Annotated in this window: 24 protein-coding genes; 2 read left to right on the forward strand and 22 right to left on the reverse strand. The window is 72.9% G+C overall.

Annotated elements, in window-relative coordinates:
* Nucleotides 1–103: 103 nt before the first annotated feature.
* Complete coding sequence (gene tsf / locus ACF09E_RS15650; RefSeq protein ID WP_148006367.1) at nucleotides 104–940, reverse strand: translation elongation factor Ts; 837 nt, start codon at nucleotides 938–940, stop codon at nucleotides 104–106.
* Nucleotides 941–1,042: 102 nt separating this feature from the next.
* The gene (rpsB, locus tag ACF09E_RS15655) at nucleotides 1,043–1,924 is read right to left on the reverse strand and encodes a 30S ribosomal protein S2 (RefSeq protein WP_361849987.1); all 882 of its coding nucleotides are present in this window, start codon (nucleotides 1,922–1,924) and stop codon (nucleotides 1,043–1,045) included.
* Nucleotides 1,925–2,180: 256 nt separating this feature from the next.
* Between rpsB and ACF09E_RS15660 the strand changes: the two genes are divergently transcribed.
* Nucleotides 2,181–2,648, forward strand: a complete 468-nt coding sequence (locus ACF09E_RS15660) for a murein hydrolase activator EnvC family protein (RefSeq protein WP_392205711.1) — start codon at nucleotides 2,181–2,183, stop codon at nucleotides 2,646–2,648.
* A gap of 102 nt (nucleotides 2,649–2,750) precedes the next feature.
* Here the strand turns inward: ACF09E_RS15660 and ACF09E_RS15665 are convergent, their stop codons facing one another.
* The 17 genes from ACF09E_RS15665 to ACF09E_RS15745 all read right to left on the reverse strand — a co-directional run bounded on the left by ACF09E_RS15665 (nucleotide 2,751) and on the right by ACF09E_RS15745 (nucleotide 15,919).
* Nucleotides 2,751–3,299, reverse strand: coding sequence for a helix-turn-helix domain-containing protein (locus tag ACF09E_RS15665; RefSeq protein WP_361850026.1), 549 nt, complete (start codon nucleotides 3,297–3,299; stop codon nucleotides 2,751–2,753).
* A gap of 72 nt (nucleotides 3,300–3,371) precedes the next feature.
* Complete coding sequence (gene whiG, locus ACF09E_RS15670; protein ID WP_361849983.1) at nucleotides 3,372–4,208, reverse strand: RNA polymerase sigma factor WhiG; 837 nt, start codon at nucleotides 4,206–4,208, stop codon at nucleotides 3,372–3,374.
* Between the two features lie 239 nt (nucleotides 4,209–4,447).
* A complete protein-coding gene (dprA, locus tag ACF09E_RS15675) occupies nucleotides 4,448–5,809 on the reverse strand; it encodes a DNA-processing protein DprA (protein ID WP_392205712.1) in 1,362 nt (453 codons plus the stop codon).
* Complete coding sequence (locus tag ACF09E_RS15680; protein WP_392205713.1) at nucleotides 5,806–7,419, reverse strand: YifB family Mg chelatase-like AAA ATPase; 1,614 nt, start codon at nucleotides 7,417–7,419, stop codon at nucleotides 5,806–5,808. The genes dprA and ACF09E_RS15680 overlap by 4 nt, the downstream gene beginning before the upstream one ends.
* Nucleotide 7,420: 1 nt before the next feature.
* Nucleotides 7,421–7,786 (reverse strand): YraN family protein, encoded by a 366-nt coding sequence (locus tag ACF09E_RS15685; protein WP_388793845.1) that lies wholly within the window; start codon nucleotides 7,784–7,786, stop codon nucleotides 7,421–7,423.
* Nucleotides 7,787–7,899: 113 nt separating this feature from the next.
* A complete protein-coding gene (locus ACF09E_RS15690) occupies nucleotides 7,900–8,208 on the reverse strand; it encodes a DUF2469 domain-containing protein (protein ID WP_005311352.1) in 309 nt (102 codons plus the stop codon).
* 55 nt (nucleotides 8,209–8,263) lie between these two features.
* Nucleotides 8,264–8,782, reverse strand: a complete 519-nt coding sequence (locus tag ACF09E_RS15695; protein ID WP_392205714.1) for an NUDIX hydrolase — start codon at nucleotides 8,780–8,782, stop codon at nucleotides 8,264–8,266.
* Nucleotides 8,779–9,555, reverse strand: a complete 777-nt coding sequence (gene lepB, locus ACF09E_RS15700) for a signal peptidase I (RefSeq protein WP_392205715.1) — start codon at nucleotides 9,553–9,555, stop codon at nucleotides 8,779–8,781. Before lepB (ACF09E_RS15700) ends, ACF09E_RS15695 begins: the two co-directional genes overlap by 4 nt.
* A 74-nt stretch (nucleotides 9,556–9,629) precedes the next feature.
* A complete protein-coding gene (gene lepB, locus ACF09E_RS15705) occupies nucleotides 9,630–10,577 on the reverse strand; it encodes a signal peptidase I (protein ID WP_361847210.1) in 948 nt (315 codons plus the stop codon).
* The gene (lepB, locus tag ACF09E_RS15710) at nucleotides 10,546–11,538 is read right to left on the reverse strand and encodes a signal peptidase I (protein ID WP_392205716.1); all 993 of its coding nucleotides are present in this window, start codon (nucleotides 11,536–11,538) and stop codon (nucleotides 10,546–10,548) included. Before lepB (ACF09E_RS15710) ends, lepB (ACF09E_RS15705) begins: the two co-directional genes overlap by 32 nt.
* Entirely contained in the window at nucleotides 11,531–12,382 is an 852-nt protein-coding gene (gene lepB, locus ACF09E_RS15715; RefSeq protein ID WP_392205717.1) for a signal peptidase I, read from the reverse strand. Before lepB (ACF09E_RS15715) ends, lepB (ACF09E_RS15710) begins: the two co-directional genes overlap by 8 nt.
* Nucleotides 12,383–12,451: 69 nt before the next feature.
* Nucleotides 12,452–12,802, reverse strand: a complete 351-nt coding sequence (gene rplS, locus ACF09E_RS15720; protein WP_015036473.1) for a 50S ribosomal protein L19 — start codon at nucleotides 12,800–12,802, stop codon at nucleotides 12,452–12,454.
* Nucleotides 12,803–12,941: 139 nt separating this feature from the next.
* Nucleotides 12,942–13,763 carry a tRNA (guanosine(37)-N1)-methyltransferase TrmD gene (gene trmD, locus ACF09E_RS15725; RefSeq protein WP_392205718.1) on the reverse strand — a complete coding sequence of 274 codons (822 nt, stop codon included), beginning with the start codon at nucleotides 13,761–13,763 and terminating at the stop codon, nucleotides 12,942–12,944.
* Complete coding sequence (rimM, locus tag ACF09E_RS15730; protein WP_392205719.1) at nucleotides 13,760–14,368, reverse strand: ribosome maturation factor RimM; 609 nt, start codon at nucleotides 14,366–14,368, stop codon at nucleotides 13,760–13,762. The genes trmD and rimM overlap by 4 nt, the downstream gene beginning before the upstream one ends.
* A gap of 116 nt (nucleotides 14,369–14,484) precedes the next feature.
* Nucleotides 14,485–14,724, reverse strand: a complete 240-nt coding sequence (locus ACF09E_RS15735; protein ID WP_003980229.1) for an RNA-binding protein — start codon at nucleotides 14,722–14,724, stop codon at nucleotides 14,485–14,487.
* A 2-nt stretch (nucleotides 14,725–14,726) separates the two neighbouring features.
* Nucleotides 14,727–15,170: a 30S ribosomal protein S16 gene (gene rpsP / locus ACF09E_RS15740; protein ID WP_030325634.1), complete on the reverse strand. Its 444-nt coding sequence runs from the start codon at nucleotides 15,168–15,170 to the stop codon at nucleotides 14,727–14,729.
* 155 nt (nucleotides 15,171–15,325) lie between these two features.
* Nucleotides 15,326–15,919, reverse strand: a complete 594-nt coding sequence (locus ACF09E_RS15745) for a hypothetical protein (RefSeq protein WP_361847177.1) — start codon at nucleotides 15,917–15,919, stop codon at nucleotides 15,326–15,328.
* A gap of 360 nt (nucleotides 15,920–16,279) precedes the next feature.
* Between ACF09E_RS15745 and ACF09E_RS15750 the strand changes: the two genes are divergently transcribed.
* On the forward strand, nucleotides 16,280–17,005 hold the full coding sequence (locus ACF09E_RS15750) for a class I SAM-dependent methyltransferase (protein ID WP_392205720.1): 726 nt from the start codon (nucleotides 16,280–16,282) through the stop codon (nucleotides 17,003–17,005).
* Between the two features lie 73 nt (nucleotides 17,006–17,078).
* Here the strand turns inward: ACF09E_RS15750 and ftsH are convergent, their stop codons facing one another.
* The 3 genes from ftsH to ACF09E_RS15765 all read right to left on the reverse strand — a co-directional run bounded on the left by ftsH (nucleotide 17,079) and on the right by ACF09E_RS15765 (nucleotide 23,401).
* Complete coding sequence (ftsH, locus tag ACF09E_RS15755) at nucleotides 17,079–19,001, reverse strand: ATP-dependent zinc metalloprotease FtsH (protein WP_392205721.1); 1,923 nt, start codon at nucleotides 18,999–19,001, stop codon at nucleotides 17,079–17,081.
* Nucleotides 19,002–19,154: 153 nt separating this feature from the next.
* A complete protein-coding gene (gene ffh / locus ACF09E_RS15760) occupies nucleotides 19,155–20,708 on the reverse strand; it encodes a signal recognition particle protein (RefSeq protein WP_388793828.1) in 1,554 nt (517 codons plus the stop codon).
* A gap of 227 nt (nucleotides 20,709–20,935) precedes the next feature.
* Nucleotides 20,936–23,401 carry a [protein-PII] uridylyltransferase gene (locus tag ACF09E_RS15765; protein ID WP_392205722.1) on the reverse strand — a complete coding sequence of 822 codons (2,466 nt, stop codon included), beginning with the start codon at nucleotides 23,399–23,401 and terminating at the stop codon, nucleotides 20,936–20,938.
* Between the last annotated feature and the right edge of the window lie 7 nt (nucleotides 23,402–23,408).

The raw sequence follows: 23,408 nt of genomic DNA on the forward strand, positions 1-23,408 counted from the left end.
ACGGCAATGGCCTCCTCGTCAGATCTGCGGTCGTCCTGCGCGTGCGCGGACGACTGCCTCAGACCCTACCGGGGTCCGGTGTCCGTCGCGTTCGCGTACGGACTCAGATGCCGACCTTGATGCGGGTGAAGCGCTTCAGGGTGACACCGGCCTCGTCCAGGATCTGCTGGACGGACTTCTTGTTGTCAAGGGCGTACGGCTGACCGAGCAGCGTCGCGTCCTTGAAGAAGCCGTTCACGCGACCCTCGACGATCTTCGGGAGCGCGGCCTCGGGCTTGCCCTCGGCGCGGGTGGTCTCCTCGGCGACGCGACGCTCGGTCTCGACGACCTCGGCCGGGACGTCCTCACGGGTGAGGTACTTCGGCGCGAAGGCGGCGATGTGCTGGGCGACACCCTTGGCGACGGCGGCGTCGGCCTTGTCGAACTCGACGAGGACACCGATCTGCGGCGGCAGGTCCGGCATCGTGCGGTGCATGTACGCGAAGACGAAGCCGTCCGCGTACTGCGCGAAGCGGTCCAGGACGATCTTCTCGCCGAGGTTGGCGTTGGCCTCGTCGACGAACGCCTGCACGGTCTTGCCGGCCTCGATCTCGGAGGCGAGCAGCGCCTCCAGGTCGGCCGGGGCGGTGGCGGCGACGTGCGCGGCCAGCTGGTTGGCGACGGCCTGGAACTTGTCGCCCTTGGCGACGAAGTCCGTCTCGCACTTCAGCTCGACGAGGACGCCGGAGGTGTTGTCGTCGGCGATGAGGGAGACCACGGCGCCGTTCTCGGCGGAGCGGCCCTCACGCTTGGCGACACCCTTCTGGCCCTTGATGCGCAGGGCCTCGACGGCCTTGTCGACGTTGCCGTCGGCCTCGTCGAGGGCCTTCTTGCAGTCCATCATGCCGGCGCCGGTGAGCTCGCGGAGCTTCTTGACGTCAGCGGCGGTGTAGTTCGCCATGAGTCTGTTTCTCTCTCGAAGTCTGAAAGATCGGGCGGGTCCACGGGTGGACGGCGGGGGCTTCGTGGGCCCCCGCCGTCGTCACCCGAAGGTCCTGAAGGGTCAGGCCTGCTCGGCGTCCGCGGCCGGAGCCTCGGCGGCGGCCTCGGCCGGAGCGGCCTCGGCGGCGGGGGCCTCGGCGGCGGCGGGAGCCTCGTCGGCCTTCTTCTCACCCTCGAGCAGGTCGCGCTCCCACTCGGCGAGCGGCTCGCCCTGGGCCTTCTCGCCCGGCTTCGAGTCGCCGGTCGCGGCGCCGGAGCGGGCGATGAGGCCCTCGGCGACGGCGTCGGCGATCACGCGGGTGAGCAGGGTGACGGAGCGGATCGCGTCGTCGTTGCCCGGGATCTTGTAGTCGACCTCGTCGGGGTCGCAGTTGGTGTCGAGGATCGCGACGACCGGGATGTGGAGCTTGCGCGCCTCACCGACGGCGATGTGCTCCTTCTTGGTGTCGACGATCCAGACGGCGCTCGGCACCTTCTGCATCTCGCGGATACCACCGAGGGTCTTCTCCAGCTTGGCCTTCTCGCGGGAGAGGACCAGGAGCTCCTTCTTGGTGAGGCCGGAGGCGGCCACGTCCTCGAAGTCGATCTGCTCGAGCTCCTTGAGGCGCTGCAGACGCTTGTAGACGGTGGAGAAGTTGGTGAGCATGCCACCGAGCCAACGCTGGTTGACGTACGGCATGCCGACACGCGTCGCCTGCTCGGCGATGGCCTCCTGGGCCTGCTTCTTCGTACCGACGAACATGATGGAGCCGCCGTGCGCGACGGTCTCCTTGACGAACTCGTAGGCGCGGTCGATGTACGACAGCGACTGGAGCAGGTCGATGATGTAGATGCCGTTGCGCTCGGTGAAGATGAAGCGCTTCATCTTCGGGTTCCAGCGACGGGTCTGGTGACCGAAGTGGACGCCGCTCTCCAGCAGCTCCCGCATCGTGACGACGGCCATGGCCGTATCTCCTTGGGTTTTCTCGGTTATGTTCCTGACGCCCCGGCGCGCCATGCCCGCGAGGGACCGAAAGGCGCTGCCACGGCCGGTGACGGCAGTGGCGGGGCGTGCGAAGTCGACCCGGTGACCCGGGTCGCCATAGGAAGTGTACGGGACCCCGGGAGCAGCGGGTGACGGCGCTGTCCACATCCGGGCGCCGGTCCACAGATGCCGCCCGGCTCCGCCGCGGGGCCGGGGCGCGGGGGAGCGTTCTCCCATGCACCTCACGGCACTGATCCTGTTCCTCGGCCTGGTGTGGCCGGTGGGCCCGCCCGCGGAGATCGTCCGCGGCTGGCAGCCGCCGCCGGGTCCGTACGCGGCCGGTCATCGCGGCGTCGACCTGGCGGCGGCGCCGGGCACCCCGGTGGTGGCCCCCGCCGCCGGCACGGTGACCTTCGCGGGGCCGGTCGGCGGGCGCGGGGTCGTCACGCTGACGCTGCCGGGCTCGGGCACTCCCCCGCTGCGCACCACCTTCTCGCCGGTGGAGCCGCTGGTGGCGGCCGGTACGCGGGTCCCGGCGGGTACGGCGATCGCCCGGGTCGCGCCGGGCACGCACTGTCCGGAGTCCTGCCTGCACTGGGGCCTGCTGAGAGGCGACTGGTATCTGAACCCCTTGGTCCTGGTCCCGCGGGGGCCGTCCCGACTGCTGCCGGTCGGGGGCGACCGGGCCGGGCCGGGGCGGTGAGGGGCCCGTCGCTGAACGGTGAGGGCCCGTCGCTGAACGGTGAGGGCCCGTCGCTGAACGGTGAGGGCCCGTCCCTGAGCGGGGAGGGCCCGTCCCGAGCGGTCAGGAGGCGGTGCCGTTGACTCCGTGGAGGGCCATGGTGACCGCCGCCTCGGCGACCTCGGCGGGGTCCTCGGCCGCGCCGAGCTCGATGCGGCGGACCGCGGCGTCGACGACGCCCTGGAGCAGCATGGCTCCCAGCCGGGGCTGCGGCTGGCCCAGCGCCGCGAGGGCTTCGACGATCATGGCGACGAGGCCGCCGTGGGCCGCGCGGATCTTCTCGCGGGCGCCGTCGTCGAGCTCACTGGCCGAGATGGCGACGACCGCGCGGTGGCGGCGGTCCCCGACCAGCTCCAGCTGCTTGCGGACGTAGGCCTCGACCTTGCCCTGCGGGGTGTCCGCGCCGTCCATGGCGAGCTCGACCTCGGCGGCCCAGACGGGGAAGTCGACGGCGCACAGTTCCTCGACGACGGCCGCGCGCGATCGGAAGTACTCGTACACCGAGGACCGGGCGAGGCCCGTGCGCTCGGCGAGTGCGGGGAAGGTCAGCGCCTCCGTCCCGCCCTCGGACAGCAGGGAACGCGCGGCGTCCAGGAGGGCGCCGCGCTGCATCGTCCGGTGCTCGGCCACGGAGGCCGCTCGAATCCTGGGCACGGCTCCACTGTACGACCGGCTCGCCTCCGGTCAGCGTCCGACGTCGGCCAGCTTGGCCCGGAGCTGGAGGACGGACTTGGTGTGGATCTGGCTGACGCGGCTCTCGGTGACGCCGAGGACGTGGCCGATCTCGGCCAGGGTGAGGCCCTCGTAGTAGTAGAGCGTGACGACGGTCTTCTCCCGCTCGGGGAGCGTGTTGATGGCACGGGCGAGCAGCCGGCGCAGCTCCCGGTCCTCGGCGACCTCGACGGGGTCGTCCGCGGCGGTGTCCTCCAGGGTGTCCATCAGGGAGAGCCGGTCGCCGCCTTCGCCGCCGACGTGCAGCAGCTCTTCGAGGGCGACGACGTTCGCCAGGGACAACTGACTGAAAACCGCGTGCAGTTCCTCCAGCGTGATGTCCATCTCCGCGGCGACCTCGGTCTCGGAGGGGGTGCGCCGGAGCTGGGCTTCGAGGGTGGCGTACGCGCGCTCGACGTTGCGGGCCTTCTGGCGGACGGAGCGCGGGATCCAGTCGAGGGCGCGGAGTTCGTCGATCATGGCGCCGCGGATCCGGGTGATGGCGTACGTCTCGAACTTGATCGCGCGCTCGACGTCGAACTTCTCGATGGCGTCGATGAGGCCGAAGACGCCGGAGGAGACGAAGTCGGCCTGTTCCACGTTGGACGGGAGCCCGACGCTGACGCGTCCCGCGACGTATTTGACGAGGGGCGAGTAGTGCAGGATCAGCTGTTCCCTCAGCCGCTCGTCGCCCGTGTCCTTGTACGACCGCCACAGTTCGTCGAGTGAGGTCGGTGCGGGTGGTCGCACGGTGCCCCGGGCTGCTGGGGGCACCGCAGCGCGGTCAGACCCGGAGGTGTGCTGGGGCATGCGTTGCCTTGAGCCGTTCTGCTGTCGGTTGGGCCGGTGCGGGTGTCCTGGACGGAATTCTGGTGAGCGTAGCGTGAGTGCGCGGTCGCGGTGCGCGAACGCCGGCGGTTCGCGCCGCTCCCGGTGGACGCGGTCGACCACATCTTCGAACCCGGGCCGTGGCGCGCGTCGGCCCCTCGGGTGCGGCCGAGAGAACTCGGTTGTTCATCGGCTTCACCCTTTCACCCGAATGCTCCAGGTCAAGGACCGCCTCGCCGCGCGTTCGACGCGGGAGTGGTCGTGTTCGTCAACCGCCAGCCCTCTCCGAGCCGTTCGACGAAGCCGAGGGAATGGAGTTCGTACAGCCTGGCGAGGGTGTCGTCGGGGGTGGTTCCGGCTCGGCGGGCGATGGCGGTGGTGGGAGCGGGGCCGCGGGCGGGCACGGCTTCGAGGACGTGCGCGGCGGCGGGGGCGAGGAGGTCGCGCGGGAGGACGGGTCCCCGGCGCGGCGGGGCGAGCTGCCCCATGTCGCCGACGAGTTCGACGATCTCGTCGGCGTCGGTGACGAGGGCGGCGCCGCCGCGCAGGAGTTCGTGGACTCCGGCGGAGAGCCCGCTGGTCACGGGGCCGGGGACGCCCATGGTGTGGCGGCCGAGGCGGGTCGCGGCGCGGGCGGTGACGAGTGAACCGCTGCGGTGCTGGGCCTCGATGACGACGGTGCCCCGGGTGAGGGCGGCGATGACCCGGTTGCGGAGGATGAAGCGGCTCGGGGTCGGATGGCTGTCCGGCGGCAACTCCCCCACGACGAGGCCTTGTTCGGAGATGCGTCGGATGAGCTGGTCGTGACCCCTCGGGTAGGGCGTGTCGACGCCGCAGGCGAGGACGGCGACGGTGGCTCCGCCGGCGGCGAGGGCTCCGCGGTGGGCGGCCCCGTCGATGCCGTAGGCGGCTCCGGAGACGACGACCCAGCCCCGGCGGGCGAGCCCGGTGGCGAGGTCGGCCGCCGTGTGCGCGCCGTACGGGGTGCAGGCGCGGGCGCCGACGAGGGCGACCGAGCGGAGGGCCCAGGCGCGCAGGTCGGCGGGTCCGCGGACCCAGAGGCCGAGGGGGCGGGTGTCGGCGAGGTCGTCGAGCTGGCTGGGCCACTCGGTGTCGCCGGGGACGAGGAAGCGTCCGCCGAGGTCGTGGACGGTTTCGAGGTCGCGTGCGGGGTCGGCGGTGGTGGCGCGGAGTCGCCAGGAGGCGACGCGCTTCGGCCCGGTGCCGGGGAAGGGGCCGTCGTCCCCGTCCCTCGGGGCGGCGGGTGCGGGGTCGAGCAGCCGGTCGGCGAAGCCGCGGGCTCCGTAGCGGCGGAGCCAGCGCCCGGCGTGCTCGTCGCCGGGCTCGACGGCCCGGCTGAGCACGACCCGGGCCAGCCGCTCGTCCACGCTGACGGAGCCGTGGGGGACGGGGCGGGGGCCGGAAGCGCCCGGGCGCGGCCCGGAGGGCCCGGCCGGGTCGTCGGGTGCACCGGGGCGGGCGGGTCGGGCGGCGCGGGGGGCGGGGCCGCCCGCGGCCCGGCCGGGCTCGTCCGGGCCGTCCGGGCCGTCCGGGCCGGAGGGGTGGCGGGCAGGACCGGTCATGAGAGGGCCCCCGCTCCGGCGGGTACGCCCCGGGCGATGGAGGTGCGGAGTTCGAGGGCCAGGGCGATGTCCTCGCTGTCGGGGCGGTCGTGTCCGGCGAGGTCGGCGACGGTCCAGGCGACGCGGAGGACCCGGTCGAGGCCGCGGGCGGTCAGGAGTCCGCGCTCGATGTCCCGCTCGGCGGCGGCGAGGGCTCCGGGTGCGGCCAGATAGCGGGTGCGGAGTTCGTGTCCGGGGATCTCGCTGTTCACGCTCCAGGGGGTGCCGTCGAGGCGTGCGGCGGCGCGGGCCCGGGCCTCGCGGACGCGGTCCGCCACGGCCCCGGTGGTCTCGCCGCGGCCGCCCCGGCCGAGCAGGTCGGCGCGGGTGACGGGCTCGACCTCGACGCGGAGGTCGACGCGGTCGAGGAGGGGCCCCGAGAGCCGCGCCTGGTAGCGGCGGACGAGTGCGGCGGGGCACTCGCAGCCGGCGCCGTGCAGCGTGTGGCGTCCGCAGGGGCAGGGGTTGGCGGCGAGAGCGAGGAGGAAGCGGGCGGGGAGGCGGACGACGCCGGCGGCGCGGGCGATGACGACGTGCCCGGATTCGAGGGGCTGGCGGAGGGCGTCGAGCGCCTTCCCTGAGAACTCCGGCGCCTCGTCCAGGAAGAGGATGCCGCGGTGGGCGAGGGAGACGGCGCCGGGCCGGGGCAGGCCGTTCCCGCCGCCGACGAGGGACTGCATGGTCGCGGAGTGGTGCGGTGCGCAGTAGGGGGCCCGGCGGACGAGGGGTTCACCGGGCGGGAGGAGGCCGGCGACGGAGTGGACGGCGGTGACTTCGAGGGACTCCTGCCGGGTGAGCGGCGGGAGGATGCCGGGGAGGCGCTCGGCCAGCATCGTCTTCCCCGCTCCGGGCGGGCCGGAGAGCAGCAGGTGGTGGCTGCCCGCGGCGGCGACCTCCAGGGCGCGGCGGGCGCGGTGCTGGCCGGCGACGTCGGCGAGGTCGGGCCCTTCGGCGGGGTCGGCGGCGAGTCCGGTGCCGAGGCCGGCGCCCGGGACGAGGAGTCCGGCGAGCATGGCGTCGGGCCGGCCGGGCTCGGTGTGCTCCTCCTCGGGGACGGGTTCGTCGCCGAGGACGGCGATCAGCTGGCGGAGGCTGCGGACGCCGAGGACAGAGACCCCGGGGACGAGGGCGGCCTCGCCCGCGGTCTGCTCGGGGACGACGACCTGCCGGTAGCCGGCGTCGGCGGCGGCGAGCACGGCGGGGAGGATGCCGCGGACGGGCCGGACGCGTCCGTCGAGGCCGAGTTCGCCGATGAGGACGAGATCGGCGATGGCGCGCGGATCGATGCGCTCGGCGGCGCCGAGGACGGCCGCCGCCACGGCCAGGTCGAATCCCGATCCCCCCTTAGGCACGGAGGCCGGGCTGAGCCCCACGGTCAGCTTCTTCTGGGGCCATTCGGCGCCGGAGTTGACGACGGCGGCGCGGACCCGGTCGCGGCTCTCGCTGAGGCTCTTGTCGGGGAGGCCGACGAGGGTGAAGGCGGCGACTCCGGGTTCGAGGTCGGCCTGGACCTCGACGACGACGCCCTCGACGCCGACGAGGGCGACGGAGCAGGTGCGGGCGAAGCCCATCTCAGGCCACCCCCCGGGCGTGGGTGAGGAGCGGGGCGCCGCGGCGGGGCAGGACGATGCCGATGAGGTCGATGCGGACGCCCTGGACGGAGTCCGGGACGCCGTTGCGGTCGATCCAGCAGGCGGCGAGGCGGCGCAGCCGGTCCGCCTTGCGGGGGGTCACGGCGGCCATGGGGTCCTCGAACCCGCCGTCGCGCCGGGTCTTGACCTCGCAGACGACGAGGGTCTCGCCGTGGCGGGCGACGATGTCGATCTCGCCGGTCCGGCCGCAGCGCCAGTTGCGGGCGAGGATGTGCATGCCGGTCGCGGTGAGCCGGCGGGCTGCCAGCTCTTCTCCGTACCGACCGAGCGCTTGGGTCCTGTTCATGCGGTACCACCTCCGTCACCGACTGTGACGGAGGTGGGTGTGGCCGTGTGCGGCGCTGTGGACGGCCGGGGGCCTGGGGAGAACCTCCTCACCCGTGCGGGTGAGGAGGCGGCTCAGCTGCCGGGGAGTTCGAGGTCGCTCTTGTTGAGCTCCTCGATGTTCACGTCCTTGAAGGTGAGGACGCGGACCTGCTTGACGAACCTGGCCGGCCGGTACATGTCCCAGACCCAGGCGTCCGCCATGCTGACCTCGAAGAAGACCTCGCCCTGGACCGAGTGCACCTGCATCTCGTAGTCGTTGGTGAGATAGAAGCGCCGCTCGGTCTCGATCACGTATTTGAACAGCCCGACGACATCGCGGTACTCCCGGTAGAGCTTCAGCTCCATCTCGGTCTCGTACTTCTCGAGGTCCTCGGCGCTCATGGCATGTTCCCCTTCAGCCGTGCGTCCCCCTATTGTGCGCCAGGCGGACGCGCCCCTAAACGATTTCCGGGGCGAGAACCACCGGTGCACGCGGAGGTCCCTCGTCGAGCAGTGTGCGGAGCAGCTCGGCGAGTCTGGTCGGGTACACCGTCTCACGCGCCGCGGACAGTTCGGCGGAGGTCCACCATCTGAGGCCCGCGAGGCTGCGGTTCTCCAGCTCGGTGAGGGCCCGTGGCCGGGGCGCCGCCTCGGTCCGCCGGGTGCGGGCGAGGTAGTACCACTCGTCCTGGTCCCAGCGGCGGCCGTCGAAGGGGAACGAGCAGTACCGCGTCCAGAGCACCGGCCCGAGGTCGATGTCGGTGATGCCGGTCTCCTCGGCGAGCTCGCGCAGGGCCGCCTCCTGGCGGCTCTCGTCGCCCTCCAGGCCCCCGCCGGGCGTGAACCACCAGGTCTGGCCGGGGTCTTCGGGCTCGAAGCCGTGCAGCAGCAGGATGCGGTCGTCGGGGTCGAGCAGCACGACCCGCGCCACCCGCCGGACCTCCGTGCCTGGGGCGGTGCCCGATGCGTCCGTCATGTACCCACCTTCTCGCGCGGTTCGGGCGCGGCGCCCGCCGACCGGCGCTTCGCGATCCGCGCCGCGCGCTGCGCCACCGGCCCGTACGCGCCTCCGGCCAGGACCAGGACGGCTCCGGCCGCGACGGCGCCGAGGAGGGGCATGACGGGGCCGGGCTCCGAGATCCCGCCGGGCAGGCCGGCGAAGCCCGTGGGCCGGTCCAGGAGGCCCTTCGCGGGCCAGACGACGGCGTCGACCCGGGCGACGACGGAGGAGCGGGGCACGGAGCCCTGTCCGGCCTCCTCCATGTGCGTACGGGAGTCGAGCGAGGTGTGCCGGTCGTCGCCGAGCAGGAAGAGGTTGCCGGCCGGGACGGTCACGGAGAACTCCGTGCCGGAGGCGATGATCCGGCCGCCCGGTCCGGGCCGCAGGTAGGGCTCGTCGACGGGCTCGCCGTTCACGGTGAGACGGCCGTCCGCGCCGCAGCAGGCGACCGTGTCGCCGCCGACGGCCGCGACCCGCTTGACCATGGGCGAGTCGCCCCAGAGCGGGTCGGTGAAGACGACGACGTCGCCGCGCCGTACCTCGTCCCCGTCGACGCGCTGGGCGAGGATCTTGGACCCGACGTCGAGGGTGGGGGTCATGGAGTCGGTGGGGACGGAGTACGGCTGGTAGAGCAGCGCACCCCAGACCAGGCCGCCGAGGAAGAGCACACAGCCGACGGCCACGGCCAGCCCCGACAGCGTGCTGCCGAGGCGGCCGCGGCCGCCCTTGGTCCGTATGTTTCCGCTCATGTGCGCACCCCGTAGGTCTGTCGGCGGACCGCTGGTCTGTCGACGGTCCGGGACGGCACCCTACCCGCGGGTCACTACTCGGCGGTATGCCGTGCGGCGACCTTCTTCCGGCGCCACAGGACCAGCGGGAGCGCTCCGGCGAGACCGGCCGCGCCCAGCGGGGCGGCACCCAGGGCCTTGTTCAGCGCGGGGTTGTCGAAGATCTCGGGCACCGGGAGGGTCGCCCAGCGGGTGACCGGCCAGGCGATCACGACGGCGCGGCCCACGACCTCGTCGTCGGAGACGGTGCCGCCGCCGGGGAGCTGCTGGTGGAACCGTGAGTCGAGGGAGTTCTGGCGGTTGTCGCCCATCACCCAGATGCGGTTCTCGGGGACCTTGATCGGGCCGAAGGAGTCCTGGCAGGGGACGGAGCCGGGGTAGAGGTACGAGGTCTCGTCCAGCGGCACGCCGTTGAGGACGACCTTGCCGCCCTCCTTGCAGGAGACCGTGTCGCCGCCGACGGCGATGACCCGCTTGATGAGGTCCTTCTCCTCGGCGGACGGCATGAGGCCGATGAAGCTGAGGAACTTCTGGACCACGTTGGGCGTGGGGGTCTCCTGGCCCTCCAGCCAGCCGCCCGGGTCGTGGAAGACGACGACCTCGCCGCGCTCGGGCTCGGAGCCGAACCAGGGGGTCAGCTTGTCGACGAGGACCCGGTCGCCCCGCTGGAGGGTGTTCATCATCGATTCCGAGGGGATCGAGAACGCCTGCACCAGGAAGGTCTTGATCAGGAGGGCGAGGACGAGCGCGATGCCGACCAGAAGGGGCAGCTCCTTCCAGAAGGAACGCTGCCTCCGGGGGGCGCTGTCGGCGCCGCCCGGCGCCCCGTCGCCGTCGTCCGGCGTCCCGCCGCCCGGTGCCCCGCCGTTCGGCGGCTGCGCCCGCCCGTCATCCGTCACGTCGTCACCCGTCGTGTCATCGCCGAAGGCCCCGCCGGCCCTCCTGTCGGGCTCATCGTGTCCGGATCGTGCGCCGACGGCCAAATCCCCCACATCCACTCCTCAGTCCGTGCGATCGCCTGCCCCGGAACAGGGACAGGCCCACCACTCCCATAACGAGCAGAAGTTCCGCAGGGGTCGGGAGCCCGGTGAATCCGTTGAGATTCCGCTGGGACACACTATGCGACGCGCCGAGCGCGGACTCGGAACTCGCACGCGCGTCCGGTACGGCGGCGAACGTCCCGCGTTCCTCCAGGCCGCGCCAGTGGGCGACGGGCCAGGCGATCACCACGGCGCGCCCCACGACCTGCTCCTCGGAGACGGTGCCGCGGTCCTTCTCGTCGAGGTGGTAGCGGGAGTCCGCCGAGTCGGACCGGTGGTCGCCGAGGACGAAGATGCGGCCCTGCGGGACCTTCACCTCGAAGGGGATGGTCGACGGCTCGTTGCCCGGGTGCAGATAGGGCTCGTCGAGCGGCACCCCGTTGACGGTGAGCCGCCCGTCCTTGCCGCAGCAGCGGACGGTGTCGCCCCCGACGGCGACGACGCGCTTGATGAGGTCGCGGTCGTCGGCGGAGGGCAGCAGCCCGATGAAGGTGAGGAACTGCTTGGCCTGCTTGATGCCGACCGGGTCGTCGGCGGGGGGCGCGGCCTCCTGCTGGAGCCAGTTGCCGGGGTCCTTGAAGACGACGACGTCGCCGCGCTGCGGGCGGGAGCCGAACCAGGGGGTGAGCTTGTCGACGAGGACCCGGTCGGAGATCCGGATCGTCTGTTCCATGGAGCCGGAGGGGATGACGAACGCCTGGACCAGGAAGGTCTTCAGCACGAGCGCGATGAGGACGGCCACCGTGACCAGGATGGGGATCTCGCGGATCGCCGAGCGCTGCCGGCGCCGCTTGACCTTGCGGGCGAGCCGGCGCCGCTCGGCCCGGCCCGGCAGGGGTGCGGGCTGCTCGGGACCGCGGTCGGAGGTGCGGCCGCCGCCGGGCGGCCGTCCCCGGCTACCCATGGGGCGCCGCCCCGTGCCCGCCGGCCGGCGCGGCCGGTACGGCGTCGAAGGCGTCGGTCTCCTGGACGGTGGTCCAGCGGCCGAGGGGCCATGCGATCCAGTCGGCGCGGCCGACGACCCGGTCGACGGGGACCATGCCGCCGCCGGGGCTGCCGAGGTGGTCGCGGGAGTCGCTCGACTGGCTGCGGTGGTCCCCCATGACCCAGAGCCTGTCGGGGGGGACGACGATGTCGAAGGGCACGCTGGACGGCCGGTCGCCGAGCTTCACGTACCACTCCTGCACGGGGACGCCGTTGACCGTGAGCCGGCCGTCGGCGTCGCAGCAGACGACCCGGTCGCCGCCGACGCCGACGACCCTCTTCACGAAGTCGGTCTCGTCGGGTTCGGCGAGCCCGAGGGCGGCGGCGCCGTCGTGCAGGAGGCCGGTGACGGGGTCGCCCGGGGGCTGTTCGCGGACGAAGGAGCCGGTGCCGTCGAAGACGACGACGTCGCCGCGCTCCGGCTCACTGCCGAAACGGTACGCCAGCTTGTTGACCAGGATCCGGTCGCCGACCTGGAGGGTCGGTTCCATGGACCGGCTGGGGATCAGGAAGGGCTGCATCACGAAGTGGCTCAGGAGCAGCAGGAACATCACGCAGGCGCCGCCCACGAGTGCCGTGCGCCGCCAGGTGGAGGCGCTCGGCCCCGCTCCGGCGCGCTCCGCGGTCTCCTCCGCGGTCCCGGCGTCCCCCGGGTCCCGCGTCTCCCCCGGGCCCTGCGCGTCCTCGGAAACGCGCGCGGAGCGCGACCCGTCCTCCGTACCGGAAGAGGGGTCGCGCTCCGTGTGCTGTGCTTCGGTGTCCATCGCTGGCAGAGCCTATCCGGACTGCCTGTGCGCGGGCTCGGAAGCGTCGAGCGTGCCGGGAGCCGAGGCTCAGCGGTCGCGCTTCTCCTTGATCTTGGCGGCCTTGCCGCGCAGCTCGCGGAGGTAGTAGAGCTTGGCGCGACGGACGTCACCGCGGGTCACGAGCTCGATCTTCTCGAAGATCGGGCTGTTCACCGGGAAGGTGCGCTCGACGCCGACGGAGAACGAGACCTTGCGGACCGTGAAGGTCTCGCTGACGCCCGAACCCTGGCGGCGGATGACGACGCCCTTGAACTGCTGGATACGCGAGCGGTTGCCTTCGATGACGCGCACGTGGACGTTCACGGTGTCGCCGGGGCGGAAGGCGGGGAGGTCGGAGCGGAGCGAACCCGCGTTGACCTGGTCGAGCAGGGAGGCCATGGAGGTCTCTTTCCTCGCTGATGCCACAGGTCATCAGCGGTACGTTCGGAGCGAATCCGAAATGAACGGGAAGACCGTCCGCGCCTGGCCGCGTCGTTCCCCCTGTGGCAGGGGCGCGCGCCGGACGGACGGCAGCGGCCTATTCTTCCACGTCGTGGAGCTTGCGCCAAAATCGGCCGCCGGGCTCGGGGGCCCAGCCCATCATCGAGAGGATCTCGCGGTCCTTCTTGTCGAAGGCGGCGGGGTCGCAGCGCTCGATGAGGTCGGGCCGGTTGGCGGCGGTGCGGCGGAAGGCCTCGTCCCGTCGCCAGCGGGCGATCCTGCCGTGGTGACCGCTGAGGAGCACGTCGGGGATGCCCCGGCCGCGCCACTCCGGCGGCTTGGTGTAGACGGGCCCTTCGAGGAGGTTGGCCATGGCGCCGGGGGCGAAGGAGTCGTCCCGGTGGGACTCGGCGTTGCCGAGGACGCCCGGCAGGAGACGGGCGACGGCCTCCGTGACGACGAGGACGGCGGCCTCCCCGCCGGCCAGGACGTAGTCGCCGATGGACACCTCGTAGACGGGCATGCGGGTCGCGTACTCGTCGATGACGCGGCGGTCGATGCCCTCGTAGCGGGCCGGGGTGAAGATCAGCCAGGGCCGCTCGGAGAGCTCGACGGCGAGCTCCTGCGTGAAGGGGCGGCCACTGGGGGTCGGGACGACGACGACCGGGCCGTGGGCGCCGCTCTCGTAGCCGTCGGCGAGGGTCTGGTCGAGCGCGTCGCCCCACGGGTCGGTCTTCATGACCATGCCCGGACCGCCGCCGTACGGGGTGTCGTCGACGGTGTTGTGCCGGTCGTACGTCCACTCCCGCAGGTCGTGGACGTGCACGTCGAGCTGTCCGCGCGCGCGGGCCTTGCCGACGAGGGAGACGTTCAGCGGTTCGAGGTACTCGGGGAAGATGGTGACGACGTCGAGCCTCATGCCTGGCCCTCACCGGACTCGTCGTCGGACTCCGGGTCGCCGGACGGCCCGCCCGGCCCGTCGCCGTCCTCGTCTCGGGAGGAGGCGATCTCTGCGCGGTCGTCGATGAGGCCGGGCGGCGGGTCGATGACGGCCCGCTGCTCCTCCAGGTCGATCTCGGTGACGATCGACTCGACGAACGGGATCATCAGCTCGGTGCCGTCGGGGCGCTCGACGATGAAGAGGTCCTGGGACGGCAGGTGGGAGATCTCGGTGATGCGGCCGATCTCGGTGCCGTCGGCGAGCACCACGTCCAGGTCCATGAGCTGGTGGTCGTAGTACTCGTCCTCCTCCTCGGGCATCTCCGCCGGGTCGACCTCGGCGATGAGGAGGGTGTTGCGCAGGGCCTCGGCGGCGTTGCGGTCGCGGACGCCCTCGAAGCGCAGCAACAGCCTGCCGCTGTGCACGCGGCCGGTCTCGATGGTCAGCGGCCCGGTCGCGGCCGGGTCGGTGAGCAGTACGGCACCGGGGCCGAGCCTGAGTTCGGGCTCGTCCGTGCGCACCTCGACGGTGACCTCGCCCTTGATCCCGTGGGCGCGGCCGATCCGCGCGACTACCAACTGCACTGCTCCACACTCTCCTGTCACACAGCTCGTACGACGCGAACGACAACGGGCCGGGGCGGGCTCGAAAGCCCTCCCCGGCCCGTGCCGGCACAACTAAGGTGATGCTGCCGGCCTGCTCAGCGGACCTGGTCCACGTCGACGAGGTCGACCCGGATGCCACGGCCGCCGATGGCGCCCACGACGGTGCGCAGCGCGCGTGCGGTGCGGCCGTTGCGGCCGATCACCTTGCCGAGGTCGTCCGGGTGGACCCGGACCTCCAGGACGCGGCCGCGACGCAGGGTGCGCGAGGCGACCTGCACGTCGTCGGGGTTGTCGACGATGCCCTTCACGAGGTGCTCGAGAGCCTCCTCGAGCATGCTCAGGCCTCGGTCGACTCGGTCGACGCGGCCTCGGCCTCGTCAGCCTTCTTGTCGGCCTTCTTGGCCTTGGGGGTGATGGCCTCACCCTTGTCGTCGCCGCCCTCGAGGGCCTTCGCGAACTCGTCGAACGAAGCGCGCTTGGCCTCCTTCGTCGCGGGGACGAGCAGAGCCTTCTCGGGGGCCGGGAGGCCCTTGTGCTTCTGCCAGTCGCCCGTGAGCTTCAGGATGGCGAGAACCGGCTCGGTCGGCTGGGCGCCGACGGACAGCCAGTACTGCGCACGCTCGGAGTCGACCTCGATACGCGACGGGTTGTACGTCGGGTGGTAGAGGCCGATCTCCTCGATCGCGCGGCCGTCGCGGCGGGTGCGCGAGTCGGCGACGACGATGCGGTAGTGAGGCTGGCGGATCTTGCCGAGGCGCTTGAGCTTGATCTTGACTGCCACTGGAGTGGTGTCTCCTGGTCTTGACGTGGTTGGGCACTTTGAGATGCCACGTGGGGTTGCGGTACTCGGATGCCCGATGGACGCGTCAGCCGGAGGAGAGAGGGGTCCTGTGCGACTGTCGAGTACAGCTAGCCATTGTGCCACACACCGCGAGGTCAGCTCACGGCGCCCACGGTCTCCGGGATGCGGAAGGGCTTGCCGCAGCCGCCGCAGACGATCGGGGCCTGGGCGAGCACCGAGGGCACCACGCGCACGTTGCGTCCGCAGTCGCAGACGGCCTTGACGCGGACGCCGCCGCCCGAGGAGCCGTGCCGGGCGGCCGGTCCGCGGAAGGAGCGCTTGGTGTCGGCCGCGGTGGCGACCGTGTGGGCCTTGAGGGCGCGCTGGAGCCGCTCGATGGTGGGGCGGTAGCGCCGCCTCGCCTCGGGGTTGAGCGTGACCAGGGAGAAGCCGCTGCTGGCGTGCGGCTCCTCGGGGTGGTCGAGCCCCATCTCCTCGGCGATCGCGAGGAATCTGCGGTTGTGGTAGCGGCCGGCCCGGGAGGTGTCGCGGACACCCCGGGCGGCGGCGATGCCGTGGACTGCCTCGTGCAGCAGTCGTTCGAAGGAGAGCTCGGCGCCGCAGGCGGACGAGGACTCTCCGATCAGGGACTCGGGCGCGGCAAGATCGGGCAGCTCGGGGTGGTGCCGCTGAATGTCGGCCCACGCCTGTGCCAGCTCTGCGGCGAGAACAGGTGGTGTCGTGCTCACGTCGCGTCTAACGAGCCGGAGTGCCCCCGGGTTCCATTCCGGGGCATCCCAAATATTTTGCACGTACCCGTCAGTTGCCGTCGATGGGTCGGGACGAGGGCCAGTGCGCCGATCTGCGGAGGAGTCACGCAGGGGGCGGCAAGCCGGGGTGTAGTGGCGCATACGCCCCGGCGCGCGGAGGCGGTGCGCGCGCTCCTCGGGGAACCTGGCCGGAGAGGAGCGGGAAGCCTGACAGGGACATTACCGGGTCGGCTCTTCCCCGGACGAATCGGTGCGGTACGAGCACTGGACGTGGCACCGGATGCGCAGTTCCCTGGCTACGGGGGGTCGTCGTCCGAGCACGGATTGGGGCAGTTTTCCATGACACCTACGCTCGTCCCGCACCACCCCGCGCGCGACTGGGCCGAGATCCAGGAGCGGATGCTCGTCCCGCTCTACGAGGCCGTGTACGACCGTCTCGGCGTGGGCGCCGGCACCAGGGTGCTGGGACTCCGCTGCGGCTCCGGTCTGGCGCTCCTCATGGCGGCGGCGCGGGGCGCCCGGGTGACCGGTGCGGACCGGGACCACGCGCGCGTGGAGCTGGCGAGGGCGCGGCTGCCCGAGGGCGTGACGGTCATGGAGGAGCCCCCCGAGGGCGCCGTCCACGACGTGATCACCGCTTTCCACACGACGGACGCCATGCTGCCGGAGCTGTCGGCGCTCACCCGTACGGCCCTCTCGGGGGCGACGGTCGTCGTCGCCGGCTGGGGGCCGCCCGAGCGGTGCTCCACGGAGGCGGTGCTGCGGGTCGCGGCGCGCCTCGCGGACCGCCGGCCGGCCCTCCGCACGGACCTGGAGGGGCTGGTGGCCGGGGCGGGGCTGCGGCCCGCCGGCTCGGGCCGGGTGTCCTGCCCGTTCGGGTACGCGAACGGGGGCAGCGCGGTGCGCGGGCTGCTGTCGACGGGGGCCTTCGACGAGGCCGTGCGGGTGAGGGACCTGACCCAGGTGGAGAAGGAGATCGAGGAGGCGATCGCCCCGTACACGCGCGCGGACGGCACGGTGTGGATGCCGAACGTCTTCCGGTACGTGATCGCCCGGGTGCCGTAGCCGGCCCGGGCCGGCGGCGCGGACGCCGCGGCACGCGGACGCCCGCGCGCGGGTGGCGGCCCCCGGGGCCGGCTCAGTCCTCGCGGCCCGGGCGGTCGATGCCCGCCGCCCGGTAGGCGGCCGCCTCCTCCAGGGTCTCGTTCTCCAGGAGCGCGGCGGCCAGCGCGTCGAGCCGTCCGCGGTGCTCGCGGAGCTGCCGCACGGCGCTCTCGTAGCACTCGTCCACGATGCGCCGCATCTCCGCGTCGACGGTGTCGAGGGTCGCAGGGGCGGCCGAGAGGCCGTACGCCTGCTGGGCGTCGCCCGGGATGGCGGTGAGGCGGCCGACCCGCTCGCTCATGCCCCAGCGGCCCGCCATGCCGCGGGCGATGTTGGTGACCTGCTCCAGGTCGCTCTCGGCGCCGGTGGTGACGACCCCGAACACCACCTGCTCGGCGGCCATGCCGCCCAGGGCGCCGATGATCCGGCCGCGGAGGTACTCCTCGGTGTAGGCGTACCTGTCGGAGTCGGGGGTGGACAGGGTGACGCCGAGGGCGCGGCCGCGGGGCACGATGGTGATCTTGCGGACGGGGTCGGCGCCGGGCTGGAGCATGCCGAGGAGGGCGTGGCCGCTCTCGTGGTACGCGGTACGGCGCCGCTCCTCCGCGGGCATCACCAGCGGGCGTTCGGCGCCGAGCTGGACCTTCTCCAGGGCGTCGGAGAGGTCGGAGCGGGTGACGGCCTTCTGGTCCCGCTTCACGGCGAGCAGGGCGGCCTCGTTGGCGAGGTTGGCGAGTTCGGCGCCGGTCATGCCGGGGGTGGTCCGGGCCACCTGCTCCAGGTCGACGTCCTGGGCCAGCGGGATCTCGCGGGTGTGGATGCGGAGGATGGCCTCGCGGCCGCCGCGGTCGGGCGGGTTGACGTGCACGATCCGGTCGAAGCGGCCGGGCCGGGTGAGGGCGGGGTCGAGGACGTCGGAGCGGTTGGTGGCGGCGAGCACGATGACGCCCTCGGAGCCGCTGAAGCCGTCCATCTCGGTGAGGATCTGGTTGAGGGTCTGCTCGCGCTCGTCGTGGCCGCCCATCCCGGAGCCGCCGCCCCGGGCCCGGCCGATGGTGTCGATCTCGTCGATGAAGATGATCGCGGGGGCGACCTTGCGGGCCTCGGCGAAGAGCTCCCGGACCCGGGAGGCGCCGACGCCCACGATCATCTCGATGAACTCGGACGCGGAGGCGGAGAAGAAGGGCACCCCCGCCTCGCCGGCGACGGCCCGGGCGAGCAGGGTCTTGCCGGTCCCGGGAGGACCGGCGAGCAGCACGCCGCGGGGCATCCTGGCGCCCATGTCCCGGTAGGCCTGCGGGTTCTTGAGGAAGTCGACGACGTCGTTGAGCTCGCCCTCGACCTCGTCGATGCCGGCGACGTCGGCGAAGGTGGTGCGGGTGGCCCCCGGCTCCAGCTCCACGGGCCTGGGCGGGGTCTTGCGCCCGAGCATGCCGCCCGCGCCGCCCATGCCGGAGCTCATCCGGCGGGCGATGAAGATCCACAGCACCACGAGCAGCAGCATCGGCGCGAGCGAGAGGAGGAGGTTGGCCAGGAAGCTGCGCTCCCGGACCACCGGCTCGGCGGTGACGACGACGTTCTGCTTGGTCAGCTGGGCCCACAGGTCGTCGTCGGCGAAGGCGGGGCGCTGGGTGGTGAACTCGGTGTAGTCGCCGTCGCCGTCGGGGACGGGCTGCTTGTTCTTGAGCTGCCCCTCGATCGCGTCGCCCTTGGAGTAGATCTTGGTGACGTTCCCGGCGGCGACCTGCTTGTCGAACTCGGTGTACGAGATCGTCGGCTCGTCGCCCCGGTTGAAGAACGACAGGACGAGGTTGGCGATCAGGTAGACCACCAGGGCCGTGAGGATGAGCCCTCCCCAGCCGCCGGGCATCTTCCTCTTGGCCGGCGGTGGCGGCGGGGCCCCCTCCGAGCGCCAGGGCTGGTCGGTCCGGTCGCGCGGGGGTACGGGGTTGGCCACGTGGCTCTCCTCGGGGCGGCTGTGGCCCCAGTATCGAAGAGCCCGTCCCCCGCGGCACCGCGGGTGATCCGGAGGGATGAGAAGGGGCCCGCGGCGGTCTCGTCCCGCCACGGGCCCCTCACGCCGTCCCGGGCACGCGGCCCGGGACGTCCGTCAGCTCATGAACTTCTTGAACTCGTCCGGCAGCTCGAAGTCCTTCGGGGTCTGCCCCGGCGCCGGCAGGCCGAAGGCGCCGCCCTGCTGCGCCTGGTCGCGGCGCTCGGCGGCGGCCTGCTCCTCGGCCTTCCGCTTCATCGGGTTGCCGCTCTTGCGCTTGCCCTTGGCCTGCTTGACCTGCTTCTTCTGCCGGCCGGGGCCACCGCCCATGCCGGGCATGCCCGGCATGCCGGGGAGGCCGCCGCCCTGGGCCATGCGGGACATCATCTTGCGGGCCTCGAAGAACCGCTCGACGAGGCCCTTGACCGCGCTGACCTCGACGCCGGAGCCCTTGGCGATACGGGCGCGGCGCGAGCCGTTGATGATGGTCGGGTCCTGGCGCTCGCCCGGGGTCATCGACTTGATGATGGCGGCCGTCCGGTCGACGTCCTTCTCGTCGATGTTGGCGATCTGCTCCTTCATCTGGCCCATGCCCGGGAGCATGCCGAGCAGCTTCGAGATGGAGCCCATCTTGCGGACCTGCTCCATCTGCGCCAGGAAGTCGTCGAGCGTGAACTCCTGGCCCTTCTTCGACGCGAGCTTCGAGGCCATCTTGGCGGCCTCTTCCTCGTCGAAGGTCTGCTGCGCCTTCTCGATGAGGGAGAGCATGTCGCCCATGCCGAGGATGCGGGACGCCATGCGGTCCGGGTGGAACGCGTCGAACTCGTCCAGCTTCTCGCCGTTGGAGGCGAACATGATCTGCTTGCCCGTGACGTGGGCGATGGAGAGCGCGGCACCACCGCGGGCGTCGCCGTCGAGCTTGGAGAGCACGACGCCGTCGAAGCCGACGCCGTCGCGGAAGGCCTCGGCGGTGTTGACCGCGTCCTGACCGATCATGGCGTCGACGACGAAGAGGACCTCGTCGGGGCTGACGGCGTCGCGGATGTCCGCGGCCTGCTGCATCAGCTCCTGGTCGATGCCGAGGCGGCCGGCGGTGTCGACGATCACGACGTCGTACATCTTGGTCCGGGCGAACTCGATCGAGTCCTTGGCGACCTGGACGGGGTCGCCGACGCCGTTGCCGGGCTGCGGGCCGTAGAAGGCGACGCCCGCGCGTTCGGCGACGACGCCGAGCTGGGTGACGGCGTTGGGGCGCTGGAGGTCGCAGGCGACGAGCAGCGGGGAGTGGCCCTGGCCCTTGAGCCAGAGGCCGAGCTTTCCGGCGAGGGTGGTCTTACCGGCACCCTGGAGACCGGCGAGCATGATCACGGTGGGCGCGGTCTTGGCGAACCGCAGGCGCCGGGTCTCGCCGCCGAGGATGCCGATGAGCTCCTCGTTGACGATCTTGATGACCTGCTGGGCCGGGTTCAGGGCCTGCGAGACCTCGATGCCGAGGGCGCGCTCCTTGACCTGCTTGATGAAGGACCGGACGACCGGCAGGGCGACATCCGCTTCGAGCAGCGCGATACGGATCTCGCGGGCGGTGGCGTCGATGTCCGCCTCGGACAGGCGACCTTTGCCCCGGAGGGTCTTGAAGGTATTCGCCAAGCGGTCGGAGAGAGTATCGAACACGGCGCTCGTCGGTCCTTGGGGTCGGGGGCGGAGAATCGCCCTCCAGAGTATCCGGCCCGGCAAAGGAATCGCTCCCGCCCACCGAGAACTGTGAGCGGGAGCAGATCTCCGCGTGGGCGGAGAGCAGGTTGGACACGCTCGCCGAGCGTCTTGCAGCGACCGGATCGCCCCCGCTCGCGCGGGGAGCACTCCGTGCTCAACGACGGGCAGGTCGGCGCGTCACGCTGTCACCTCAGCTCCGACTCCAGGGCCCGGGCCAGGTCGATCGCCTCCTCGTCGGGGAGGAGGGAGCCGTCGGGGCGGGTCACGTACAGGGTGTCGACGGCGTTGGCGCCCAGCGTCGACACGTGCGCGCTGCGCACCCGTACCTCCGCGCCCTCCAGGGCCCGGCCGATGCGGTGGAGCAGGCCGGGCGCGTCCTGGGCCCGGACCTCGATGACGGTGGCGAGGCGGGAGTCCGCGGCGGCGACGGTGACGCGGGGCGGCGGGGCGGTGAGGCCGCGCCGGCGGGGGTAGGCGGCCTCGCGCTCGGCGAGCCGGGCGGGGATGTCGAGGGAGCCGTCGAGGGCGCGGACAAGGTCGGCCCGGAGCCGGGCGGCCTCGGGCAGGGAGCCGTACTCGGCGGCGACCCGCCAGTCGAGGACGAGGACGGGCCCCTCCCCCGCCCCGAGACCGCCGGGGAGGTCGACGGCGCGCAGGTCGGCGGCGCGGACGGTGAGCCGGTGCAGGGCGAGGACGCCGGCGACGGCGGGCAGGACGCCGGGCCGGTCGGGCAGGGCGATGACGAGTTCCACGCCGACCGGTTCGGGTTCCTCGGGTTCTCCGGCGACCGGTTCGGTGCGGAGGGCGAGGACGGGTTCGCCGGTGCGCAGGGCCTCGATGGCGAGCCGTTCCTGTTCGGCGCTGGGTGCGGCGGCCTCGGGGTCGGGCGGGGTCTCCCCCGCCAGGACGCCGGCGACCCGCTTGACCAGGTCGGCGACGAGGGAGGCGCGCCAGGCGGACCAGGCGGCGGGCCCGGTGGCGAGGGCGTCGGCCTCGGTGAGGGCGTGCAGGAGTTCCAGGGTGCCGACGGAGCCGACCGCGGTGGCGACGGCGCGGACGGTGGCGGGGTCGTCGAGGTCGCGGCGGGTGGCGGTCTCCACGAGGAGGAGGTGGTGGCGGACGGCGGTGGCGAGGGTGGTGACGTCGGTGCGGTCGAAGCCGATCCGGGTGGCGAGGTCGCGGGCGATGGTCTCGCCGGCGACGGAGTGGTCGCCTGGCCAGCCCTTGCCGATGTCGTGGAGGAGGGCGGCGACGAGGAGGAGGTCGGGGCGGCCGACGCGGCGGGTGAGCGAGGCGGCGCGGACGGCGGTCTCGACGAGGTGGCGGTCGACGGTCCAGGTGTGGACCGGGTTGCGCTGGGGGCGGCAGCGGACGCGCTCCCAGTCGGGGAGGAGGCGGGTGACGATGCCCTCGGCTTCGAGGGCCTCCCAGACGGGGACCGTGGCCTCGCCGGCGCCGAGCAGGGTGACCAGTTCCTCGCGTGCCTCGGCGGGCCAGGGCACCGGCAGCGGGGGCGCGGTGGCGGCCAGGCGGCGGACCGCGTGCAGGGAGAGCGGCAGGGCGGACTGGGCGGCCGCCGCGGCGGCCCGCAGGGGCAGGACGGGGTCGCGTTCGGGCCGGGCGGAGAGGGCGAGGACGACCTCGCCGTCCATCTCGACGACGCCCTCGGCGAGCGGGGCGCGCTCGACGGGCGGTTTCCCGGCGCCGCGTCCGGTACCGCCCCGGCCGCCGAGGAGGGCGCGGAGCCGGGGCCGGGCGGAGCGGGCCTTGAGGACCCGGTTGACCTCGCGCCAGGTGACGTCGGTGGCGTACGAGATCGTCCGGGCGGCCTCGTAGACCTCGCGGAGCAGGGTGTCGGCGTCGAGGAGGCCGAGTTCGGCGGCGACGGCGTCCTGCTCCTGGAGGGCGAGCCGGTCGGTGGCGCGACCGGTGGTGAGGTGGAGGGCGTCGCGGGCGTCGAGGAGGCGGCGGCGGGCGGCGTCGAGGCCCTCGCGGGGTGCGTCGGCGAGCCAGGAGGCGGCGACGGCGCGGAGGGCCTGGACGTCGCGGAGGCCGCCCCGGGCCTCCTTGAGGTCGGGTTCGAGGAGGAACTGCAGCTCGCCCATGCGCTCGGCGCGCTCGCGGCAGAGCGCGTCGAGCTCGGGGAGGCGGGCGGGGGCCTGGTTGCGCCAGTCGGCGAGGACGGTGGTGCGCAGGGCGGCGACGAGTCCGTGGTCGCCGGCGACGGGCCGGGCGTCGAGGAGGCCGAGGTGGACCTTGAGGTCGTCGGCGGCGGTGGCGCGGGCCTCGGCGGCGGTGCGTACGGAGTGGTCGAGGGCGAGCCCGAGGTCCCAGACCGGGTACCAGAGGCGGTCGGCGAGGGCGGCGATCGCGGCCTTGTCGGCGCTCCCGTCGTGGAGCAGGAGGAGGTCGAGGTCGCTGCGCGGGGAGAGCTCGGCCCGGCCGTAGCCGCCGACGGCGACGAGGGCGACCCCGCGGGGTGGGGCGGCGGCCGCGAAGAGCGCGGCCAGCCATTCGTCGGTGAGCCGGGCGAGGGCGGCACGGCGCGGCGGCCCGGACCGCTCCTTCTCGTGGAGGAGGAGCAGCCGGGCCGCCGCGTAACCGCCGGGTCCCGATTCTTCGGTCTCTTCGCTGACTTCGAGGCTCGTCACCCGGCGG

The sequence above is a fragment of the Streptomyces sp. NPDC014891 genome, assembly GCF_043081085.1.
Classification (GTDB): Bacteria; Actinomycetota; Actinomycetes; order Streptomycetales; family Streptomycetaceae; genus Streptomyces.